The sequence below is a fragment of the bacterium genome, from assembly GCA_024228115.1.
Classification (GTDB): Bacteria; Myxococcota_A; UBA9160; order UBA9160; family UBA6930.
Genome location: JAAETT010000242.1, coordinates 18,999 through 35,606, shown reverse-complemented (window position 1 = coordinate 35,606; position 16,608 = coordinate 18,999). Strand labels below are relative to the sequence as shown.

The window sequence follows — 16,608 nt, the reverse complement described above, 5'->3', positions numbered from 1 at the left end:
GTGATGAGTTACGTGGACGGACACAACGATGATCCCACTCCCTTCGTCTGGTCCAAGACAGCAGAAGAGATCATCGAAAAGGTTGGCAGAGCCAGGCGCGCGCTGGATAATGCCCCAACAGCGTGAATCACATCACTAGCGATCTCGAACTATTCGACATAGCCCAGGGCACGCAGGCGTTTGCGCTCCTCCTCTCCGACATCGACACTGGTAGCTGGCACACCTCCGAGGACAGTCTGATGGAAGCTGCGGCCCAGCTGGCGTCGACCGCGCAGCTCCGCGCGCAATCGCTCCACCTGCCGCGGCTTGCCTCGCGCGCGATTTCGCCGTTCGTGCGGATCAAGCGCGAGGTTGTAGAGCTCGGAATCGACCCGGGGCCGTGCGTTCCCGGAAGAGAGGAACTGAATCAGCTTTTGATCGCCCCTCCGGATCATTGCCCATTTTGGACCGCTGTCGAAGGCAACAGCGGCGTTACCTACGTCGTCCCTACCACCCTGCAACACCGGCACAAGGCTGCGCCCCTGGCGAAGGGGGTCCACGTCGGCTCCCGCGAGTTCGAGAACGGTGGGCACCAGGTCCGTCAGTGACACGACACCCCTCACACGCTTGCCGACGCCTCCGCCGGGAAGTCTCACCACAAGCGGAACACGCGTGATCTCGTCGTGCAACGTGGCATGCAGGGAAGAACCGTGCTCGAAGAAACCTTCGCCATGATCCGAGGTGACGATCACCACCGTCTGTTTCCAGAGCTCCGCCCCACGCAAGGCCTCGAAAAGGCGCCCGATCTCGTCATCCACGAACGCGACACCACCATCGTAGAGACACCGAACCTGATCGAGCTCGGACGCGTCGAAACGGCGGGCCTCGCCTCGCGCCATTGCGACGAGACGATTGGATGCGCAGAGCCCTGCCTCACAGCCGTCGAAGGATTCGATCCCTGAGTCGCAGAAACGATCAAAAAAGGGCTCCGGCGCCTCATAGGGCAGCGACGCCGCTTTCGAGTGGACGTCATAGAAGTGAACGAAGAGAAAGAAGGGAGTGCGCCTCGCGCCATGCAACCATTCCAGGACCGAATCCACCTCCTCTCGGGCGTTTCCGACGTCTCGAAAGAACTTGCGCGAGAGCCAGGAGTCCAGCTTGCGAACCAGCCAACTCGATCGAAATCGCTTGGGGTGGGGCGAATGACGATAGCTGTCAAAGCCGGCGTCGAATCCATACTGCGCGCCGACATATCCCCAGCGAGGCGTACCCACCCAGGCGCCTGTCCAGTATCCGGCCTGCGAGAGGTGCTCGGCCAAGGTTGCGAGCCTCGGATCGATGCGGTCGCGAGCCGTCAACACGCCGTGGGCGTCGGGATCGAGGCCCGTGAGCATCGACACGTGGGAGGGTAACGTCCAGCTCGATTGAGCGTATGCGCTCTCGAAGAGAGCACCACCCTTGGCAAGCTGGTCGAGATGAGGCGTCGTCGCACGCTCGTATCTGTAGGCCCCGACGTGATCAGCACGCAAGGTATCGACAGAGATCAGCAGGAAATTGGGTCGCTCAGTCCCGCCTTCCCGCGGTCCAACCAGGCCCGCCACGGCAACGAGGACCGCCGCTCCTGTGGCAAGCAGGATGGCAATCGCGACCGGCCGAACGCTTCTCACGCGTTGCGTGTACGAGAGTACAGGCGCCGCGCGCTGTGCGACGTGGAGCACGGCGGCGAGCAGAGCACCGGCGACACCCGCGACCACACCTCCCACGCTTGCATCGATCAATGCAGCAACGAGCAGGGTGCCGAGGCGGCCTACGAAAGGACCCGCTACCTCACCCGCCGCCCGCAGCGCAAGCCATCCATCAACGACACCGATCCACGCACCCAAGGAGAAGCCGAGGCCGGCCCCCGCTCTGGCTCCATGCACCACCGTTCGGCTCAAGGACATCCGCGCCCGCATGCCACGCAATCATCCCACGGTTCCGATAGTGCAGCAACTGAATGTCGGCGCATCCGCGTTGTGTCAAAACGCTTCGGTACCCGCAGCGGGAACTGGCGCCGCAACGCGTCGCGCGCGCTGTGTCGGGTGCATGGCCCTGGACCTGTGCACTCTTGCAGCTGGCGTGCGATCTCGAAACGCCTGCGGGTTCCGGTACTAGATCTTCTTCCTCGAAGAACTCGCGGCGCCTGACCTGTGTCGTATGGACTCGCGCAGGATGTCGAACGGAGCCAATGCCAGGTCCTTCGCCCGCAGACGCGGACGATCGCGAGAACCGGATCTTCCCAGCCACGCAGCGCCCAGCGCGGCCCAGCCGCGAGGTGAGCGAAGGTTCCACATCGCGCGCCGCCGGGCTCGCACGATCTGATCGAAGCTCCAGACGTCGTGCGGCTCTCCGCTGCCCTTGGGCATGCGAACCCCCAGCCTGTGCACGCAGAATCCGATCACCAGCGGAAGGGCCGTTCTCGATGGCCCCGGCGGCAGGAGGGTCTCGACCGCGGCCATGTCCAGGCGATCGTGCCAGGTATCCAGGGCCAATGCGATGTCGAGCACCCAGGCGAGCAGGATGCCGGCCGAGCGCCGGTGCCCGACCAGATGCCGCACCAGGTGGGCAACCATGGCCTCGGGGGAGAAGACGCGGATCGAATCCGTACCGAGCAGGGGCGCTGCTGCGTCGATCGTCAGCGCAGCGAGATCGCGCCCCCCGTGGAGCCGGAAGCGGTGGTGAAGATCGAGGACGAGACCCGCCGGACCGAAGTACTCGTCGGCGTCGCCGATCCCCACCGCCTGCTCGAAGCCAAGTTCCGCCAGCAGTGCCTGGGCCCGCGGACGCTCTTCCGCGGTGATCAGAAGATCCACGTCGTCCATCGGGCGCGCGCCGACATCGCGGTAGACGAGGGCCAGCAACGCCATCCCCTTCATCACGATCGGATTCACGTCGCGTTCCCGGAAGGCGGCTAGCAAGGTAGAGGTCTCGCGGGCGAATCGCCGATTGGTCTCGGCGACATGCCACTCCTCGGCGTACAGGGCGGTTCGGACGTGGAACGGGATCTCGTCGCCGCCAGCTGCACTGGCCAGCTTGGACCACGCCCAGGCGCCGAGCCGGTGGCTCTGCAGGATCTCGTGAACCTCCGGCCAATCGGCCGCTGCAGGCAGAGCCGGCGCCCCCCCGGCGACGAGGGAACGCACCAGGGTTTCGGCGGCACGGCTCACGAGCGGCGGCGATCCTCGAGGTGCTGGAAGACCCGGCGCAACGCCTCATCGTGGTCGGTCACGTTCATCCGCCGCATGAACTCAGCAGCGATGTCATCAGCCGTGCGCTGGCCGTCGACCAACGAGAGCACGAGGGCTTCCTCTTCCGCACGCCGGGTCAGACGGATTGGCCGGTCCGGCTTGTAGTTCTCGAGCATCGAGGCGCTCATTGGCGTCGAAGCAAACGTGTTGCCCGTATGCTTCAGCCGCGGCTTCGCGTCGGGCCCGCCGAGTTCGAGATTCCACTTCCAGAAACCGTCCATCCCGTGGGCCTGGAACTGCACCCGGAAACGCAGGCACTCGCCTGCCCCAGCCTCCCAGCGCTCTGGTACGAGGAACAAGAGCTGGCCCCAGATCGCCGCGTCGCCCGGCGCATTCGAGTACGAGTTCTCGTCGTCGAGCTGGAGCTCCATCCACATGCAAAGACCGTCAAGCGATCCGGAAGCATTCAGCTCGACTGTCTGATCGCACTCCCAGCGGGTGGGAATCGACTCCGCGAAGTCATGATCGAGAACCACCACGGGCGGCGCGAGCAGCAGGGCGTCCGCTTCCTCGTGGATCTGGTGCAGATCATTGAGCCGCATCTCGACGAGAGGCCCTAGATCGAGCCCATCGTCCCGTGGCCCGAGGAGCTGGGCGGGCAGGATCTTGCCGCGGGCGTCTGCGCTGGAAAGCGGCGCGGCCCAGAGGCGACCTCGTGCGGGGATGATGCGGGCCCCCTCGGCCAGGAGCCGAGCTCGTGCGTCATCGAGCAGCTCTCGTGCCGGCCCCTCCAACAGGGTGGCCAGGAACTCCTCGCAAATCACGAGGGTCACCGGCTCGGGAAGCTCCAGGCCTAGCGCGTCGCCATGGGTGAACTCCACCTGGAGCCCATTGTCACGGGCCAGACTCCGCCCGAGCATTGCGATTGGATGGAGGTCGACGGCGTGAACCCGGCACGCCCCCGCACGGGCGGCATAGAAGGCGTACGTACCGATCCCGCAGCCCAGGTCGAGAACCACGTCGTCGGGGCGTACCGCCTTCGCGATCGCGCGCTCGAATACGCGCAAGCGGGCGTCGTCGGTCAGGATCTTTGCGTAGTAGTCGTCCAAGCTTCGTCGTTTCCCAACAATTCGAGAGCCAGGTCGAGATCCGCTGCGGCGTCCTGGAAGTCAAGGGAACAAGCGCGGGAGCCCGCCACGAGGTTTGCGAGGGCGGGCCAGCGCTTCTGCTCGGCTCCCTCGAAATCGAAGATGGAGGGCAGGAAGCGCGCACAACACTCGCCAGGCTCGAGGATCTCGGCCGTCGGAACGCATTCCTTGCGATGGGTGGGAAACAGAATCCAACGCGACCCAAGCGGTCGCGTTGCTAGATCGGCTCGAAGGTCGGGGAGCACGTAGTCGCGGAAGCCCCAGCCATCCAAGAAGCCAATTCTCGGGCCGGGCGGGGTTGGCCCCTCCGCTTTGCGGGTCGCCGCCCTGGGGAAGGGTTGGAGAGTTCGGGCTCGTGGATCCACGATGGCGAACTCGTCGCTGAGGTACCGCATGCCTCTCCGGACGAGTTCCATCGCCAACGTCGTCTTGCCCGAGCCGGATGGCCCGACCAGCAGAATCGTATGGGTCGCGCTCTCGACTGCGGCGGCATGCACTCGGAGCTGGGAAGAGGTATGCGCGAGGAGGCGCGGCTCGATGAGCTGGTCCAGCTCGTATACCGCGTCTCCAACCGATCCAAAGCTATGGAGCTCGCCCTCGAGCCAGGCGCGGCATGCCTGAGGCGCCGCTGAAATCTCCGTTGCCTGAGCCGGGATTTCGGCTTCCAGGAATGGCCGGTAGAGATGCGCCAGTGCCGTGAACAGGGGAGCACAATCGGTCTTCAGTTCGACCCGCGCCCCGCAGAAACTCAGCTTCAGAGCGCGCACCGGCTCACTCGCAGACTTCGATCAAACTCTCGGCCAGAAGGATTTGCAGCGACCGGTAGACCTCCCTCGACGCTGCACCAACGTCGAGGCCCCAAGCCTCCGAGCAGTCCAACACGACGCTCTCCGTGGATCGCTCGCCATCGAGACGCTCCGCAACCGCGGCCAGGGTGGCGTTGAGCTGATGAACGGCCAACGTCTGGGGATCGAACGCGAGCGTCACGTCCCCGTCGGGCTTCAACATCAGGCGGCCGGCCAACCGGTAGACCTTGTTCGTATCGACCGTGTCCACCGACATCGAAGATCCAGCGCCCGCTAGGGTACGGTTATACCTTCTTCCTGGTCGCCCTCTTCCTGGTCGCCCTCTTCCTGGTCGCCCTCTTCCTGGTCGCCTTCTTCCTGGTCGCCCTCTTCCTCTTCTTACGCGGCGCCGAGCAGACCTGGCCCAGAGCCCGGCGCGGCACGATCGTGGACGCCAGCACGGGCGCGGCCACGATGGCGGCAGCGCCCATCTTCAGGGCCGTGCGACGGTCGATGACTCGAGTTCGCTCGGCGAGCTCCTCGATTTCCTTGTAATCCTGGAGATTCAACTCAGCTTCACTCACTCGAGAACTCCTGATAGCGAGGCAACTGGTAACCCACACACCCTCGTGACCACCAGATGATACTCCGCGAAGCTCGTCTAGGCTAGCAGTTTATCCGTGATCCGAGGTTTCCCACAGGTCGCGTAGGCCCTGCGTGATAGCGGCTGACTCCCCGCGGGAGTTGCCACCTGAAACACCAAAGCCAAAGCGCCCCACCTTGTGGCGTCGACACCCGGCGTTCCGGAGCTGCTCGAGGGTCTCGCCGCCGCTCATACTCGGCATGCTCGTGTCCAGGGACACCGCGGCCAGCTCGGGTGTCCGGAAGGCGACATCGAAGGCCTCGTTCTCATTCGACGCTTCGTAAACGCGGCAACCGACACTCTCCAGGGCCCGCCGAGCCAGGAGGCGAATCTCGCCCTCATCATCGACCACCGGCCACTCCCGGAGCCGCGATCGAAGTGCTGACGCTGCTTCTTGGTGTCGGTTTCCATCCAGGGAATTCCTTGGTGTAGATCGAGCGGATCCGGCGATGATTCATGGGACATCCCTGGGACCCCTCGGAACCTATGGCTGGCGCGGCGTTTGCGTCCCTCTCGCATGGGACGACCTTCACCGGATGGACCTCCGTGAAATCTCGATCCACGATCAACGTCTTACGTACCGGACCGCAGGCTCAGGGCCGGTCCTGCTGCTGATCCATGGGATGGCCGGAAGCGCCACCACCTGGCGCCAGGTCATGCCCGCGCTCGCCGAGCGCTTCACCGTCATCGCGCCCGACCTGTTCGGGCACGGCCGCTCCGAGAAGCCCCAGGGCGACTACTCGCTTGGCGCCTTCGCCTGCACGCTGCGCGACCTGATGGTGGCCCTCGGCCACGAGCAGGCCACGGTGGTCGGCCAGTCGTTGGGTGGCGGCGTCGCACTCCAGTTCTCCTACCAATACCCGGAGCGCACTGAACGCCTGGTGCTCGTGGGCAGCGGCGGCCTCGGCCAGGAGGTGAACCCGATCCTTCGTTTCCTGAGCTTGCCTGGGGCTGAGAACGTGCTGCGCCTGGCCTGCGCGGCACCGGTTCGTGGGGCCATCGAGTCCCTCGGCAGCGGTGCCGCGCGGGTGGGCCTGCGCCCCGCGCCGGTCGTCGAGGAATTGTGGCGAAGCTATGCATCCCTCGGTGACGATGATGCACGCAGCGCGTTCATGCGCACGCTGCGTGCAGTCGTCGACCCGAGCGGTCAGGCCGTGAGCGCGTCGAACCGCCTGCACATGGCCGACGAAGTGCCGACACTCATCATCTGGGGAGACTCGGATCCGATCATCCCCGTCGATCACGCCTACGCCGCACACAAATCGATGCCCGGCAGCCGACTCGAGATCTTCCCCGGGGTCGGCCACTACCCGCACTGTGAGGCGCCACAGCGCTTCGTCGAACTGCTCTACGAGTTCATCGAGGGGACGGTCCCGGCTCGCATCGCGATGGGCGCGCACCACGTGTTGCGAGAGGCTCAAATCTAGGGTCCGAGAACTCAGCGACCCCATGGAATGGGGTCGCCGCCCTGAAAAGAACGGCGTGGAGCATACGACGGCCGGCGCTGGTTGATAGTCTCAGGCCGTGCATCCGATCGACGCCGTCATCGTCCTGGGCTTCGCGGCCATCGCGCTGGCGTCAGGCTTCCGCGCGCGCGGCAAGGCCTCGCGGAGCCTCGAGGAATACTTCCTCGCTGGGCGCACCCTGAAGGGCTGGCAGGCCGGAGCGAGCATGGCGGCCACGCAGTTCGCCGCCGACACGCCACTACTCGTGACCGGGCTCGTTGCGACCGCGGGAATCTTCTCCTTGTGGCGGCTCTGGATCTACGCTCTCGCATTCCTGTTGATGGGTTTCCTGCTCTCGGCGAGTTGGCGGCGCGCGAAGGTGCTTACCGACGCCGAACTCACCGAGCTTCGCTATGCGGGACGCGCTGCGGCGGCGTTGCGAGTGGTCAAGGCCCTCTACTTCGGCACCGTGTTCAACTGCGTGGTACTCGCGATGGTGCTGTGGGCCGCAAAGGAGATCGCCGAGCCGTTCCTGCTCTGGCACGCGTGGTTGCCAGAACGGTTGTTTGCTGGGCTGGAAGCCGCAGTCCGCGCCATCGGTGTGCCCTTCGCGCGGGATCTTGCGGCCGGTTCGAGTGCAGATCTCTGGGTTCGCTCCACGGACAACCTGATCTCGGTCGGAGCACTGGTGGCAGTGACGTTCGGCTACTCCGCCAGCGGCGGGCTGCGCAGCGTGGTGCGCACCGACATCCTGCAACTCGCGCTCATGCTCGGCGGCACTGCGCTCTACGCGGGCTTCGTGCTCGCCGAGGTCGGCGGGCTCGGCGGGCTGCGCGAGGCCCTCGATGATCCCGCCGTTCGCGGCGCCGGCCTCACGACCGATCAGCTGCTGGCCTTCGACCCGACGCGTGCACGCGATGCCGGGCCCTTCCTGCTCGCCGCCTTCGCGTTGCAATGGCTCGTGCAGATGAACGCCGACGGGACGGGATACCTCGCACAACGTTCGATGGCCTGTCGCAGCGACGCCGACGCCCGCACGGCTGCTGTCGTGTTCACGGGCCTGCAGGTCGTGCTGCGCAGTCTGCTCTGGCTGCCGATCGCGCTGGGGCTGCTCGTGCTCTACCCCGCTGACCTCACGCTCGTGGGCGGCGCACTCGCCGCCGACCGCGAGGTGACCTTCGTGCGCGGCATGGCCGACCTGCTGCCGGTCGGTGCCCTGGGCCTCATGCTCACGGCGATGCTCGCTGCGCTCGCGTCCACCATCGACACGCACCTGAACTGGGGCGCGTCCTACTGGACGAACGATCTCTACGCGCGTGTCTGGTGCCGCGGTGTGCGCGGCCGCGAGCCGGCACCGCGCGAACTCGTCACGGTCGCGCGCCTCTCGACCCTGGGCATCCTCGCCGTCGCGATGTTCGTCATGACGCAGCTCGATTCGATCCAGACGGCCTGGCAGACCAGCCTGCTGCTCGGTGCCGGCATGGGCGTGATGCTCGTACTGCGCTGGGTGTGGTGGCGCGTGACGGCTTGGGGCGAGCTTTCTACGATCCTGGCCTCGCTGATTCTCGCGCCCGTGCTCTTGATGATGGTTCCGTCCGACCGCGAAGTCCTGCGCCTGCTGCTCATGGCGATCGGTTCGACCTCGGTCGGCATCGCCGTCTCCGTGTACGGGCCGCAGGAACCGTTCGCGACGCTCGCCGCCTTCTTCGAGCGAGCGCGCCCGCCGGGCTTCTGGAGCCCCGTCACAGAAGCCCGCCTGCCGCGGCGGCGCCTCGCACGGGGGCTCATTGCGACCGTGGCCGGGGCTGGGTGCAGCTTTGCCGTGCTCGCAGGGCTGGGCAGTGCCCTGGTCGGAAGTCCCGCCCCTGTCGGCTGGCCCGCGAGCCGCGGCCTATGGATCGTTTTCCTGCTCGTCGTGGCAGCGGCCCTCGTCCCCGTGTGGTGGCGCCTGGGCCTTCGCCCACGGGGCGACGGCGGTGGCTCGCCGAAGGCGGCGTAGCGTGGTGCATTTCGTCTTCGTCGTAGCCGGAATCATGGGTCTCTGGCTGGGGACGGAGCTCGCATTGCGAAGCACCATCGAGTTGGCCGAGCGACGCGGACTCTCTCACGGATTCCTCGGACTCACGGTGCTGGCTGTCGGGACCGACCTGCCGGAACTCGTCGTGGCCATCCAGGGTGGACTCTCCCAACTGGGCGGTGTTGAAACAGCGGGGATCGTCGTCGGGAACGCGGTCGGCAGCGCGATTACGCAGGGCAGCCTCGTGCTCGGCGTAGCGGGCCTGTTCGGATATCTACGTCTCGCTCCCCGCATGATTCGCCGTGACGGCGGGGTTCTCGTGTTCTCGATCGCCGTCGTCGCTCTCCTCGCTGCAGACGGGCAGTTGGACCGGCTCGAGAGCGGAGCGCTACTCGGTGCGTACGCGATCTACTTCGTCTCTCTCCTCCAGGCGGAGCGATCGGGACCGAAGGCGTCCTCGAAACCTCGAGGGGGAGAGACGCTTCTCGTACTGGGCATTCTCGGCGGACTCGTCCTCGTCGTGTTTTCGGCCGAGTTCGTCGTGGGCGGCGCCGTCGCGCTCGCGAAGCTGCAGGGATGGGACCAGACGGTGGTCGGGCTGCTTCTCATCGGCGCCGGGACCAGCCTCCCGGAGCTCGCCCTGTCTCTCGGTGCGGCCGCCAAGGGGCGAACCGGACTCTCAGTAGGCAACATCATCGGCAGCAACATCTTCGATCTGTTGGTGCCTCTCGGAGTCAGCGGAATGATCTACCCGCTGTCCGTGAGCGCCTCGACGCTCGTCATCGACCTCCCGTTCCTCGCGCTCCTGACGCTAGCCGCACTGGTGTTCTTCGTCCGAAAGCGTGGACTTCAGCGGAACGAGGCAATCGCGATGATCGTCCTCTACTCGTCCTTTGCGGTGCTTCGGATTCTGTTGGTCGATTCGAGCTGACGGTCGCGGACGTCCGGGATGCGACCCGCGCCGGGAGTCCGGGATCCGTGCAGTCGATGCTCCATCGAACGCGGTCGTGGGGTGATCCTGCCTGCCGCGGTAGCTAAGCTGGCCCACTGAGAAGGTACAAGCGTGATGTCTCGGACACCTCATCCCCGTGAGCGAGCGCGAATTGAGTGAGGCTCGACAGCTGTGACGGCCCGCCCGGGCTCGGAGAGTGGGAGCCCCCGGCTGGAATTCAATGGGGCGGCTCGCGAGGTGACCGGCTCGTGTCACCGGGTCGTACTCGGCGAGCTGTCCGTGTTGCTCGACTGCGGCCTCTTCCAGGGCGAAGACCAGGAACGCAACAGGCAGCCCTTTCCGTTCTCCCCCAGCGAGATCGACGCCGTCGTCCTGAGCCATGCCCACATCGATCATTCGGGCCGCCTGCCCCTCCTCGTCAAGCAGGGCTTTCGGGGACCGATCTTCACCCATCCTGCAACTCGCGATCTCTGCAGCATCATGCTCCGGGATTCCGCCTACATCCATGAACGGGAGGCGGAGTGGGAGAATCGTGAGCGAAGACGGAAGGGCCGGGAGCCGATCGAGCCGCTCTACACCAAAGAGGATGCCGAGAAGGCGATGGAGCAGTTCGAGGTTCTCGACTACGGCGAGGACCGGGAGATCTTGCCGCGGGTTCGCGTCCGTCTTCGCGACGCAGGACATATCCTGGGCGCCGCGATCGTCGAGCTCTGGCTCGGGGCAAAGAAGCGGCCTCGCAAGGTGGTCTTCAGCGGCGATCTCGGGCACCTGGGCAAGCCTCTGCTCTGTGATCCGGAGCGGGTCGACGAGGCGGACCTTGTCGTGCTCGAGAGCACGTATGGCGATCGGGAGCACAGGTCCTGGGAGGCCACGTGGCGTGAGCTGGGAGAGATCCTGGAGGCGGCGGACCACGAGAAGGGCAATATCCTGGTTCCCGCCTTCGCGGTGGGTCGCACGCAGCAACTTCTCTACGCGTTCCAACGGCACTTCGACGAGTGGCGGCTCGACCGCTGGAAGATCTTCCTCGACAGCCCTCTGGCGATCGAGGCGACGGAAGTCTACGCCCGCCATTCCGAGATCTACGATCCCGCCGCACGCCGCGCGCACCGGGAATTGGGATCTCTCTTCGAGCTGCCCAACTTCGAACTCTGTCCGGACGCCGAGGACTCGATGAAGCTGAACGAGCTGAAATCGGGAGCGATCATCATCGCGGGCAGCGGAATGTGCACCGGTGGTCGCATCAGACACCATCTGAAGCAACACGCCGTTCGCCGGGGGTGCCATCTCGTGATCGCCGGGTTCCAGGCGCGTGGCACGTTGGGACGGGCGCTCGTCGACGGCACCAGGCGTGTGCGCCTGTACGGCGACGAGGTGCGCATCGCCGCGCAGGTCCACACCGTGGGTGGGCTTTCTGCGCACGCTGGTCTCACCGGCCTCGCAAACTGGTACGGCGGCTTTCGGGGACGTCCTCCCGTCGCGCTGGTTCATGGCGAGGCCGAGCCCATGGACGAACTCGCCCGACATCTGAAGCACGAGCATCACCCCCGAGAGATCCTTTGCCCTCGAGCGGGTGAATCGTTCGACCTGTAACATTCCATTTGGAGCGCCACGCCGCGCACCACGGGACGCCCGGCTGGGCGGTTCGGGCGATCGAGAACGCATGGAGGGTCTCATGACGAATCGGCGAGAGAGGACGGGGCCCCCGCCCGCAGGGCGCCGGGGCAGGCTCATCCGCCAGCAGGAGCACGACCCGTACAAGGTCCGAGCGAAGCTTCCGGATCCGACGGCCTGCCCCGAGTGCGGGGCCATGTACCGCAACGGGCGCTGGATGTGGGGCGCGCCCCCTGCGGACGCCAACCGCGAGCTCTGCCCTGCTTGTCAGCGCATCCGGGATCAGTACCCGGCGGGGATCCTGACCGTCTCCGGGCCGTTCTGGCGCGGACACCAGGACGAGATCCTGGGGCTGGCGCGCAACATCGAGGAACGGGAGAAGGGAGAACATGCGCTCAAGCGCATCATGGCGACCCGCGAGGAGGGGGATGCGGTCATCATCACGACGACCGATTCCGGTTTGGCTCGCAACATCGGCGATGCCCTGCATGACGCGTACGAAGGAGAGTTGGACTACCAATACACCGACGGGGAGAACCTGTTGCGCGTGACGTGGTCTCGCTGAACCGGAGGTGGAGTGAATACGGGCCCGGAATTCCCACCTCGCCGTAGACCAGCACCCTCTCGCCCTTGCCCGTCACGGTCAGCATCGCCCCGCGGGGCAACGCCCGTGGGCTGGAGCTGCCACACTGAATGGATGGGCGGGCAGCGCGTCCAATCCGCATGCACCTTGCAGCGCGGAGGAGCCGGGCCATGCCTCGAACTCGAAACAGGCAACGAGTCCTTTCAATTCCCTTCAGACTGGCATGCTGTGCCCTGGCCAGCATCGCATGGGCCGTTTCGGCCGGCGCGGTTCCCGAGGGCGCCACTTCCAGTTGGGCGGACGTCCCGCACGACGGGTCGGAACGCGAGGCCCTCGAGGCCATCGCGCGGCATCCCGAGGCGCTGCGCGAATCCGCCATGCGTGTCGCGTCGCAGCCCGAACTCATCGTGCGGATCGAAGGCATCCGGGCGTGGACCAGCCGCGGCTTCGAAGAGATCCTCGAGGGACACGACGACGCGGAGCGCGCCGACCTCTGGGAGATGGTCCGTTACCCCGAGGTCGTCGAAGCCATCGTCGAGGGCAACGTCCCCGAGGACCTCGAGGAGATCCTGGCCGACACCCCGGCCGGCGTGAAAGAAGCCGCGTTGCGTGCGGTTCGGAACTCGCCCAAGACACTCGAGAAGATCGATGCGTTGCAGCAGGAGACCCACGCGGCATTCGGCGATGTGCTGGACGATGTCGAGCCAGAGCTCGCCGAGGCTCTCGAGAACGTGGCCAGCGAGCCGGCGTTGCTGAGCGTCCTCGCAGAGAACCTGGAACTCACGGTGGCCCTCGGTGAGGCCTACGAGCGCGAGCCCGAGGAACTTCGCACGTGGCTGGCGGATCTCTCGGTGAAGGTCGCAGCAGCTGATGAGCTCGAGCGCGACGAGTGGTCCGAGGCGATTCAGGAGGACGAGGGACTGCGCGAGCAGGTGGTCGAGACAGCGGCCGCCTGGGAGGAGGAGAGCGGCGCCCGCCAGGACGCATACGATGGCGGCTACGACGACGGGTACGAGCACGGCTACGCAGACGGCCGAACGCACCTCTCACACGTGCGGCCCTACCCTTACTGGTACGGCTATCCGGCTTTCAGGGTCGGCGTCTTCGTGCCCGCGGCCCATGCACACACGCTGTGGTATCCGCGCTCGCATTGGGGCCACCTCGGCTTCCACTACAGCCGTGGACATTCGCTGGTCGTGTTCTCGGCCCCCTCCTTCCCCTTCCTTTACTGGTTGCGTGTGCGACAACCACACCACCACTACGTGCGCAGCTACCCGCATCACCACCGCGTCCGGCACGTTCACCACACGAAGCCGGTCCGGCGCGCACATCACGCCCACCACTACCGGGCAGGCCGGTCCCACGACTCACGACGTGAGATCCACCGGGGTAGTGACCGCCAGCGCGTCAAGCGCTCGCACGTGCGAAATGGCACACGCCGCCGTCATGCCCGGCTAGGCCTCGACGACTCGCGGAGACATCGCCCCGGCCGCCATGTCGAGCGTCGCCAGCCCAGGGCCGACCGCAAGAGGATTGCGAACGCGAAGCCCAGGGCCGAGCGAAGGCGCAACGCCAAGGCGAAGCCCAAGACCGAACGCAGGCGCACCGCCAAGGCGAAGCCCAGGACCGAGCGAAGGCGCAACGCAAAGGCGAAGCCCAAGACCGAACGCAGGCGCAACGCCAAGGCGAAGCCCAAGACCGAGCGAAGGCGCAACGCAAAGGCGAAGCCCAAGACCGAACGCAGGCGCAACGCCAAGGCGAAGCCCAAGAACGAACGCAGGCGCAACGCCAGGGTGAAGCCGAAGGCCGAACGCAGGCGCGGTACGAAGTCATAGGGCAAGGCAGAACGCGGCGCGGGTGATCGGCGAGAGCCTCGACACGCTCGAGGAGCTCGGCATCGACTTCGGCCGCGGCTGGCTCTACCCCCCTTCGCGCTCGGTAGCCCGCCGCCCAGATCGCAGGGGCCCGGGACCGGCCACGCTCGGTCTTTCTCGGCTCGCCGCCAGAAAGGCAGTTGAAATCGATATTCTGCTTTTCTAGAATATCCATTACCCAATTATGGCGAAAGCCGATTCCCGGACATCAGCGACCAGCGGCCCCCCTTCCCTGCGGCGACGGGTGAAGGAGGAGCGCCAATCCATCTACCGCCGGGCCATCATCGAGGCCGCGGAGCGGGTCTTCGCCGAGAAGGGCGCCGACGGCTCCCGCATGAACGAGATCGCAGCCAAGGCCGGCATCTCGCTCGGGACCCTGTATGGCGTGATCGAAGGCAAGGCATCCCTGGTCGCCGGAATCCACGCCAGGCGGATGCGCGAGTTCATGGACTGTATCCGCGCAGCGCGTGACTCCGAGCAGGACACCCTCGCGAGCCACCTCGCTGTCGTGCGGCTCGGTGCGGAGTACTTCCTCGAACGGCCGGACTTTCTGCGCATGTGCTGCCGGGCCGGCTTCGGCTGGGCGTCCGACTTCGCGGCGTTTCCCGGCGGTGCCGCGCTCTGGGACGAGGGCGCCTCGGTTCCGCGCGGTCTCTTCGAGCGCGGCGTCGCCGAGGGCATCTACGTCGACGAGGACCCCGAGCTGCTGGTGCGAAAGATGCTCGCGCTCAAGCAGGTCGAGCTCATCCATTGGGTCGAGCAGGGCATGACGGCGCCCCACGACGAAGTCCTCGATCGGCTCCAGCGTCAGTTCATTCGGGCATTCTGCAAACCCGCTTCGTAGGCGGGGCCGAACCCTCCGTCCGGAGAATCGAAATGGTACATACCTGGCAGTCGGATCATCTGAAGAAGCTCGAGCTCGCCAACGTCGAGGCAGGCGACCTCGTCCTCTGCGGCGCATTCGCGGACCGCGCCCCGATGCTCCAGGCGCTCGACGAGCAGCGAGTCGCGTTCGTCGCGCCACTGGAATCCCGATCGGACCTGGAGTGGCTGCTGCGAGGGCTCCACCTGCATCCCAACATTCGCCATCTCGTCCTCTGCGGCGACGATCTCAGGATCGCGGGAGAGGCGTTGCTGGCGCTCTGGCAGGACGGGCTCGACGCCGAAGGTGCCATCGCGGGCGGTCGAGGGCGGCTCTGCGAGGAGATCGACGCGGATGCGGTGGATACGCTGCGGCGCGACGTGAAGCTGCTGGACTGGCGCGGCCGATCGCTGCCCGGCCTGGGCGAGGGGATCCAGGGGCTCCCGCTTCTGGCGCCGGAGAGGAAGCCGCAGCTGCTCCCCGACCCGGAGATCCCGAGCCGGAAGGTGTTCCTCTCGCGAAGGACCTCGTTCCCGCTCTACGCCAATGACCTGGGCGACAGCTGGCTCCAGCTCCTCAATCTCTGCTTGCGGATCGGGGGCGAGAAGCAGACGGCCGAGGGCGAGCGGCTGGCCGAGGCCCTGAACGTCGTCGTGACGGTGGGCCTGCCGGTCATCGCGGAGGATCTCGAGGTGGACGTCGCGCAGCCGGAGGACTTTCCCTCCTTCTTCGATTTCGGCGCCGAGGACTTCGAGCGCTACTACGAGCGCTTCGACGCCCCGGGTTCTTCGGATGACGTCGCCCGCAACGATTACGGTGGGCGGTTGCGCGCGCGTGAGGGACGGGATCAGATCGAGATCGTCTGCGACCGTCTGAAACAATCGCTCGATGCGCAGTCCGCCACCATTGTGATCCACGAGCCGGGTGACCTGGTGAATTCAACTTTCGCGCCCAACGCGATCTCCGCCACCTTCAATGTGGTCGACCAGAGCCTCTACGGCTCCTTCGTGTTGCGCAGCGCCGATGTCTACAGCGACTGGCCGCTGGAGGCGATGGCGTTGATCCGCCTGCAGCATGACGTCGCGAAGCGGCTCGAGCTCGAGCCGGGCGCGGCCACCTTCATCGTGCACGCCGCGCACCTCTACGAGCGCGATTGGCAGCGCGCGGAACGCGTGCTAGCCGAGTCGTTCCGGCGGCCGCTGCCGCTTCAGGTGGACCACTCGGGGGTCTTCCTCTTCGGCAATGACGGCGGACAGGCCCGGGGCATGCTGCTCGACCACGACGCCGGCACGATCTTCTGGGAAGACGCGTTCGACAGCCCCATCGACCTCTCCTGGTACATCATTGACGCCATGCCGTGGCTGCTGCCGCAGCACATGCGGTACGTGGGCCAGGAGTGCGCATCGCTGCTACGCGCCATGCAAGAACGCGAGTGTTATCTGCAGGGCTGAGCGCCTTCACCAAGACGTATCGACATATACG

The 16,608-nt window shown here is 66.1% G+C and carries 16 protein-coding genes; 9 read left to right on the top strand and 7 right to left on the bottom strand.

Features of this window, described 5'->3' with window-relative positions:
• Window positions 1-149: 149 nt before the first annotated feature.
• The 7 genes from GY937_11335 to GY937_11305 form a co-directional block, all read right to left on the bottom strand.
• Window positions 150-1,916 (bottom strand): sulfatase, encoded by a 1,767-nt coding sequence (locus GY937_11335; GenBank protein ID MCP5057303.1) that lies wholly within the window; start codon window positions 1,914-1,916, stop codon window positions 150-152.
• Between the two features lie 213 nt (window positions 1,917-2,129).
• Entirely contained in the window at window positions 2,130-3,185 is a 1,056-nt protein-coding gene (locus GY937_11330; GenBank protein MCP5057302.1) for a nucleotidyltransferase family protein, read from the bottom strand.
• Window positions 3,182-4,315 carry a class I SAM-dependent methyltransferase gene (locus GY937_11325; protein MCP5057301.1) on the bottom strand — a complete coding sequence of 378 codons (1,134 nt, stop codon included), beginning with the start codon at window positions 4,313-4,315 and terminating at the stop codon, window positions 3,182-3,184. The genes GY937_11330 and GY937_11325 overlap by 4 nt, the downstream gene beginning before the upstream one ends.
• A complete protein-coding gene (locus tag GY937_11320; protein MCP5057300.1) occupies window positions 4,288-5,121 on the bottom strand; it encodes a hypothetical protein in 834 nt (277 codons plus the stop codon). The genes GY937_11325 and GY937_11320 overlap by 28 nt, the downstream gene beginning before the upstream one ends.
• A gap of 4 nt (window positions 5,122-5,125) precedes the next feature.
• Window positions 5,126-5,416 (bottom strand): PqqD family protein, encoded by a 291-nt coding sequence (locus GY937_11315; protein ID MCP5057299.1) that lies wholly within the window; start codon window positions 5,414-5,416, stop codon window positions 5,126-5,128.
• Window positions 5,417-5,444: 28 nt separating this feature from the next.
• Window positions 5,445-5,723: a hypothetical protein gene (locus GY937_11310; GenBank protein MCP5057298.1), complete on the bottom strand. Its 279-nt coding sequence runs from the start codon at window positions 5,721-5,723 to the stop codon at window positions 5,445-5,447.
• 90 nt (window positions 5,724-5,813) lie between these two features.
• Window positions 5,814-6,134: a response regulator gene (locus tag GY937_11305; GenBank protein MCP5057297.1), complete on the bottom strand. Its 321-nt coding sequence runs from the start codon at window positions 6,132-6,134 to the stop codon at window positions 5,814-5,816.
• Window positions 6,135-6,318: 184 nt separating this feature from the next.
• Here GY937_11305 and GY937_11300 point away from each other — a divergent pair, with 184 nt between their 5' ends.
• From GY937_11300 to GY937_11260, 9 genes are all read left to right on the top strand, one after another.
• The gene (locus GY937_11300; GenBank protein ID MCP5057296.1) at window positions 6,319-7,209 is read left to right on the top strand and encodes an alpha/beta fold hydrolase; all 891 of its coding nucleotides are present in this window, start codon (window positions 6,319-6,321) and stop codon (window positions 7,207-7,209) included.
• A 106-nt stretch (window positions 7,210-7,315) separates the two neighbouring features.
• The gene (locus GY937_11295) at window positions 7,316-9,226 is read left to right on the top strand and encodes a Na+:solute symporter (protein MCP5057295.1); all 1,911 of its coding nucleotides are present in this window, start codon (window positions 7,316-7,318) and stop codon (window positions 9,224-9,226) included.
• Window positions 9,204-10,175 carry a sodium:calcium antiporter gene (locus GY937_11290; GenBank protein ID MCP5057294.1) on the top strand — a complete coding sequence of 324 codons (972 nt, stop codon included), beginning with the start codon at window positions 9,204-9,206 and terminating at the stop codon, window positions 10,173-10,175. Before GY937_11295 ends, GY937_11290 begins: the two co-directional genes overlap by 23 nt.
• A 231-nt stretch (window positions 10,176-10,406) precedes the next feature.
• Window positions 10,407-11,786 (top strand): MBL fold metallo-hydrolase, encoded by a 1,380-nt coding sequence (locus GY937_11285; GenBank protein ID MCP5057293.1) that lies wholly within the window; start codon window positions 10,407-10,409, stop codon window positions 11,784-11,786.
• A gap of 82 nt (window positions 11,787-11,868) precedes the next feature.
• Window positions 11,869-12,372, top strand: a complete 504-nt coding sequence (locus GY937_11280; GenBank protein ID MCP5057292.1) for an ATPase — start codon at window positions 11,869-11,871, stop codon at window positions 12,370-12,372.
• Window positions 12,373-12,560: 188 nt separating this feature from the next.
• Complete coding sequence (locus GY937_11275; protein MCP5057291.1) at window positions 12,561-14,225, top strand: hypothetical protein; 1,665 nt, start codon at window positions 12,561-12,563, stop codon at window positions 14,223-14,225.
• A gap of 22 nt (window positions 14,226-14,247) precedes the next feature.
• Window positions 14,248-14,430, top strand: coding sequence for a hypothetical protein (locus GY937_11270; protein MCP5057290.1), 183 nt, complete (start codon window positions 14,248-14,250; stop codon window positions 14,428-14,430).
• Window positions 14,431-14,508: 78 nt separating this feature from the next.
• Window positions 14,509-15,108 carry a TetR/AcrR family transcriptional regulator gene (locus GY937_11265; protein MCP5057289.1) on the top strand — a complete coding sequence of 200 codons (600 nt, stop codon included), beginning with the start codon at window positions 14,509-14,511 and terminating at the stop codon, window positions 15,106-15,108.
• A 32-nt stretch (window positions 15,109-15,140) separates the two neighbouring features.
• Window positions 15,141-16,577 carry a hypothetical protein gene (locus GY937_11260; GenBank protein ID MCP5057288.1) on the top strand — a complete coding sequence of 479 codons (1,437 nt, stop codon included), beginning with the start codon at window positions 15,141-15,143 and terminating at the stop codon, window positions 16,575-16,577.
• Window positions 16,578-16,608: the final 31 nt, after the last annotated feature.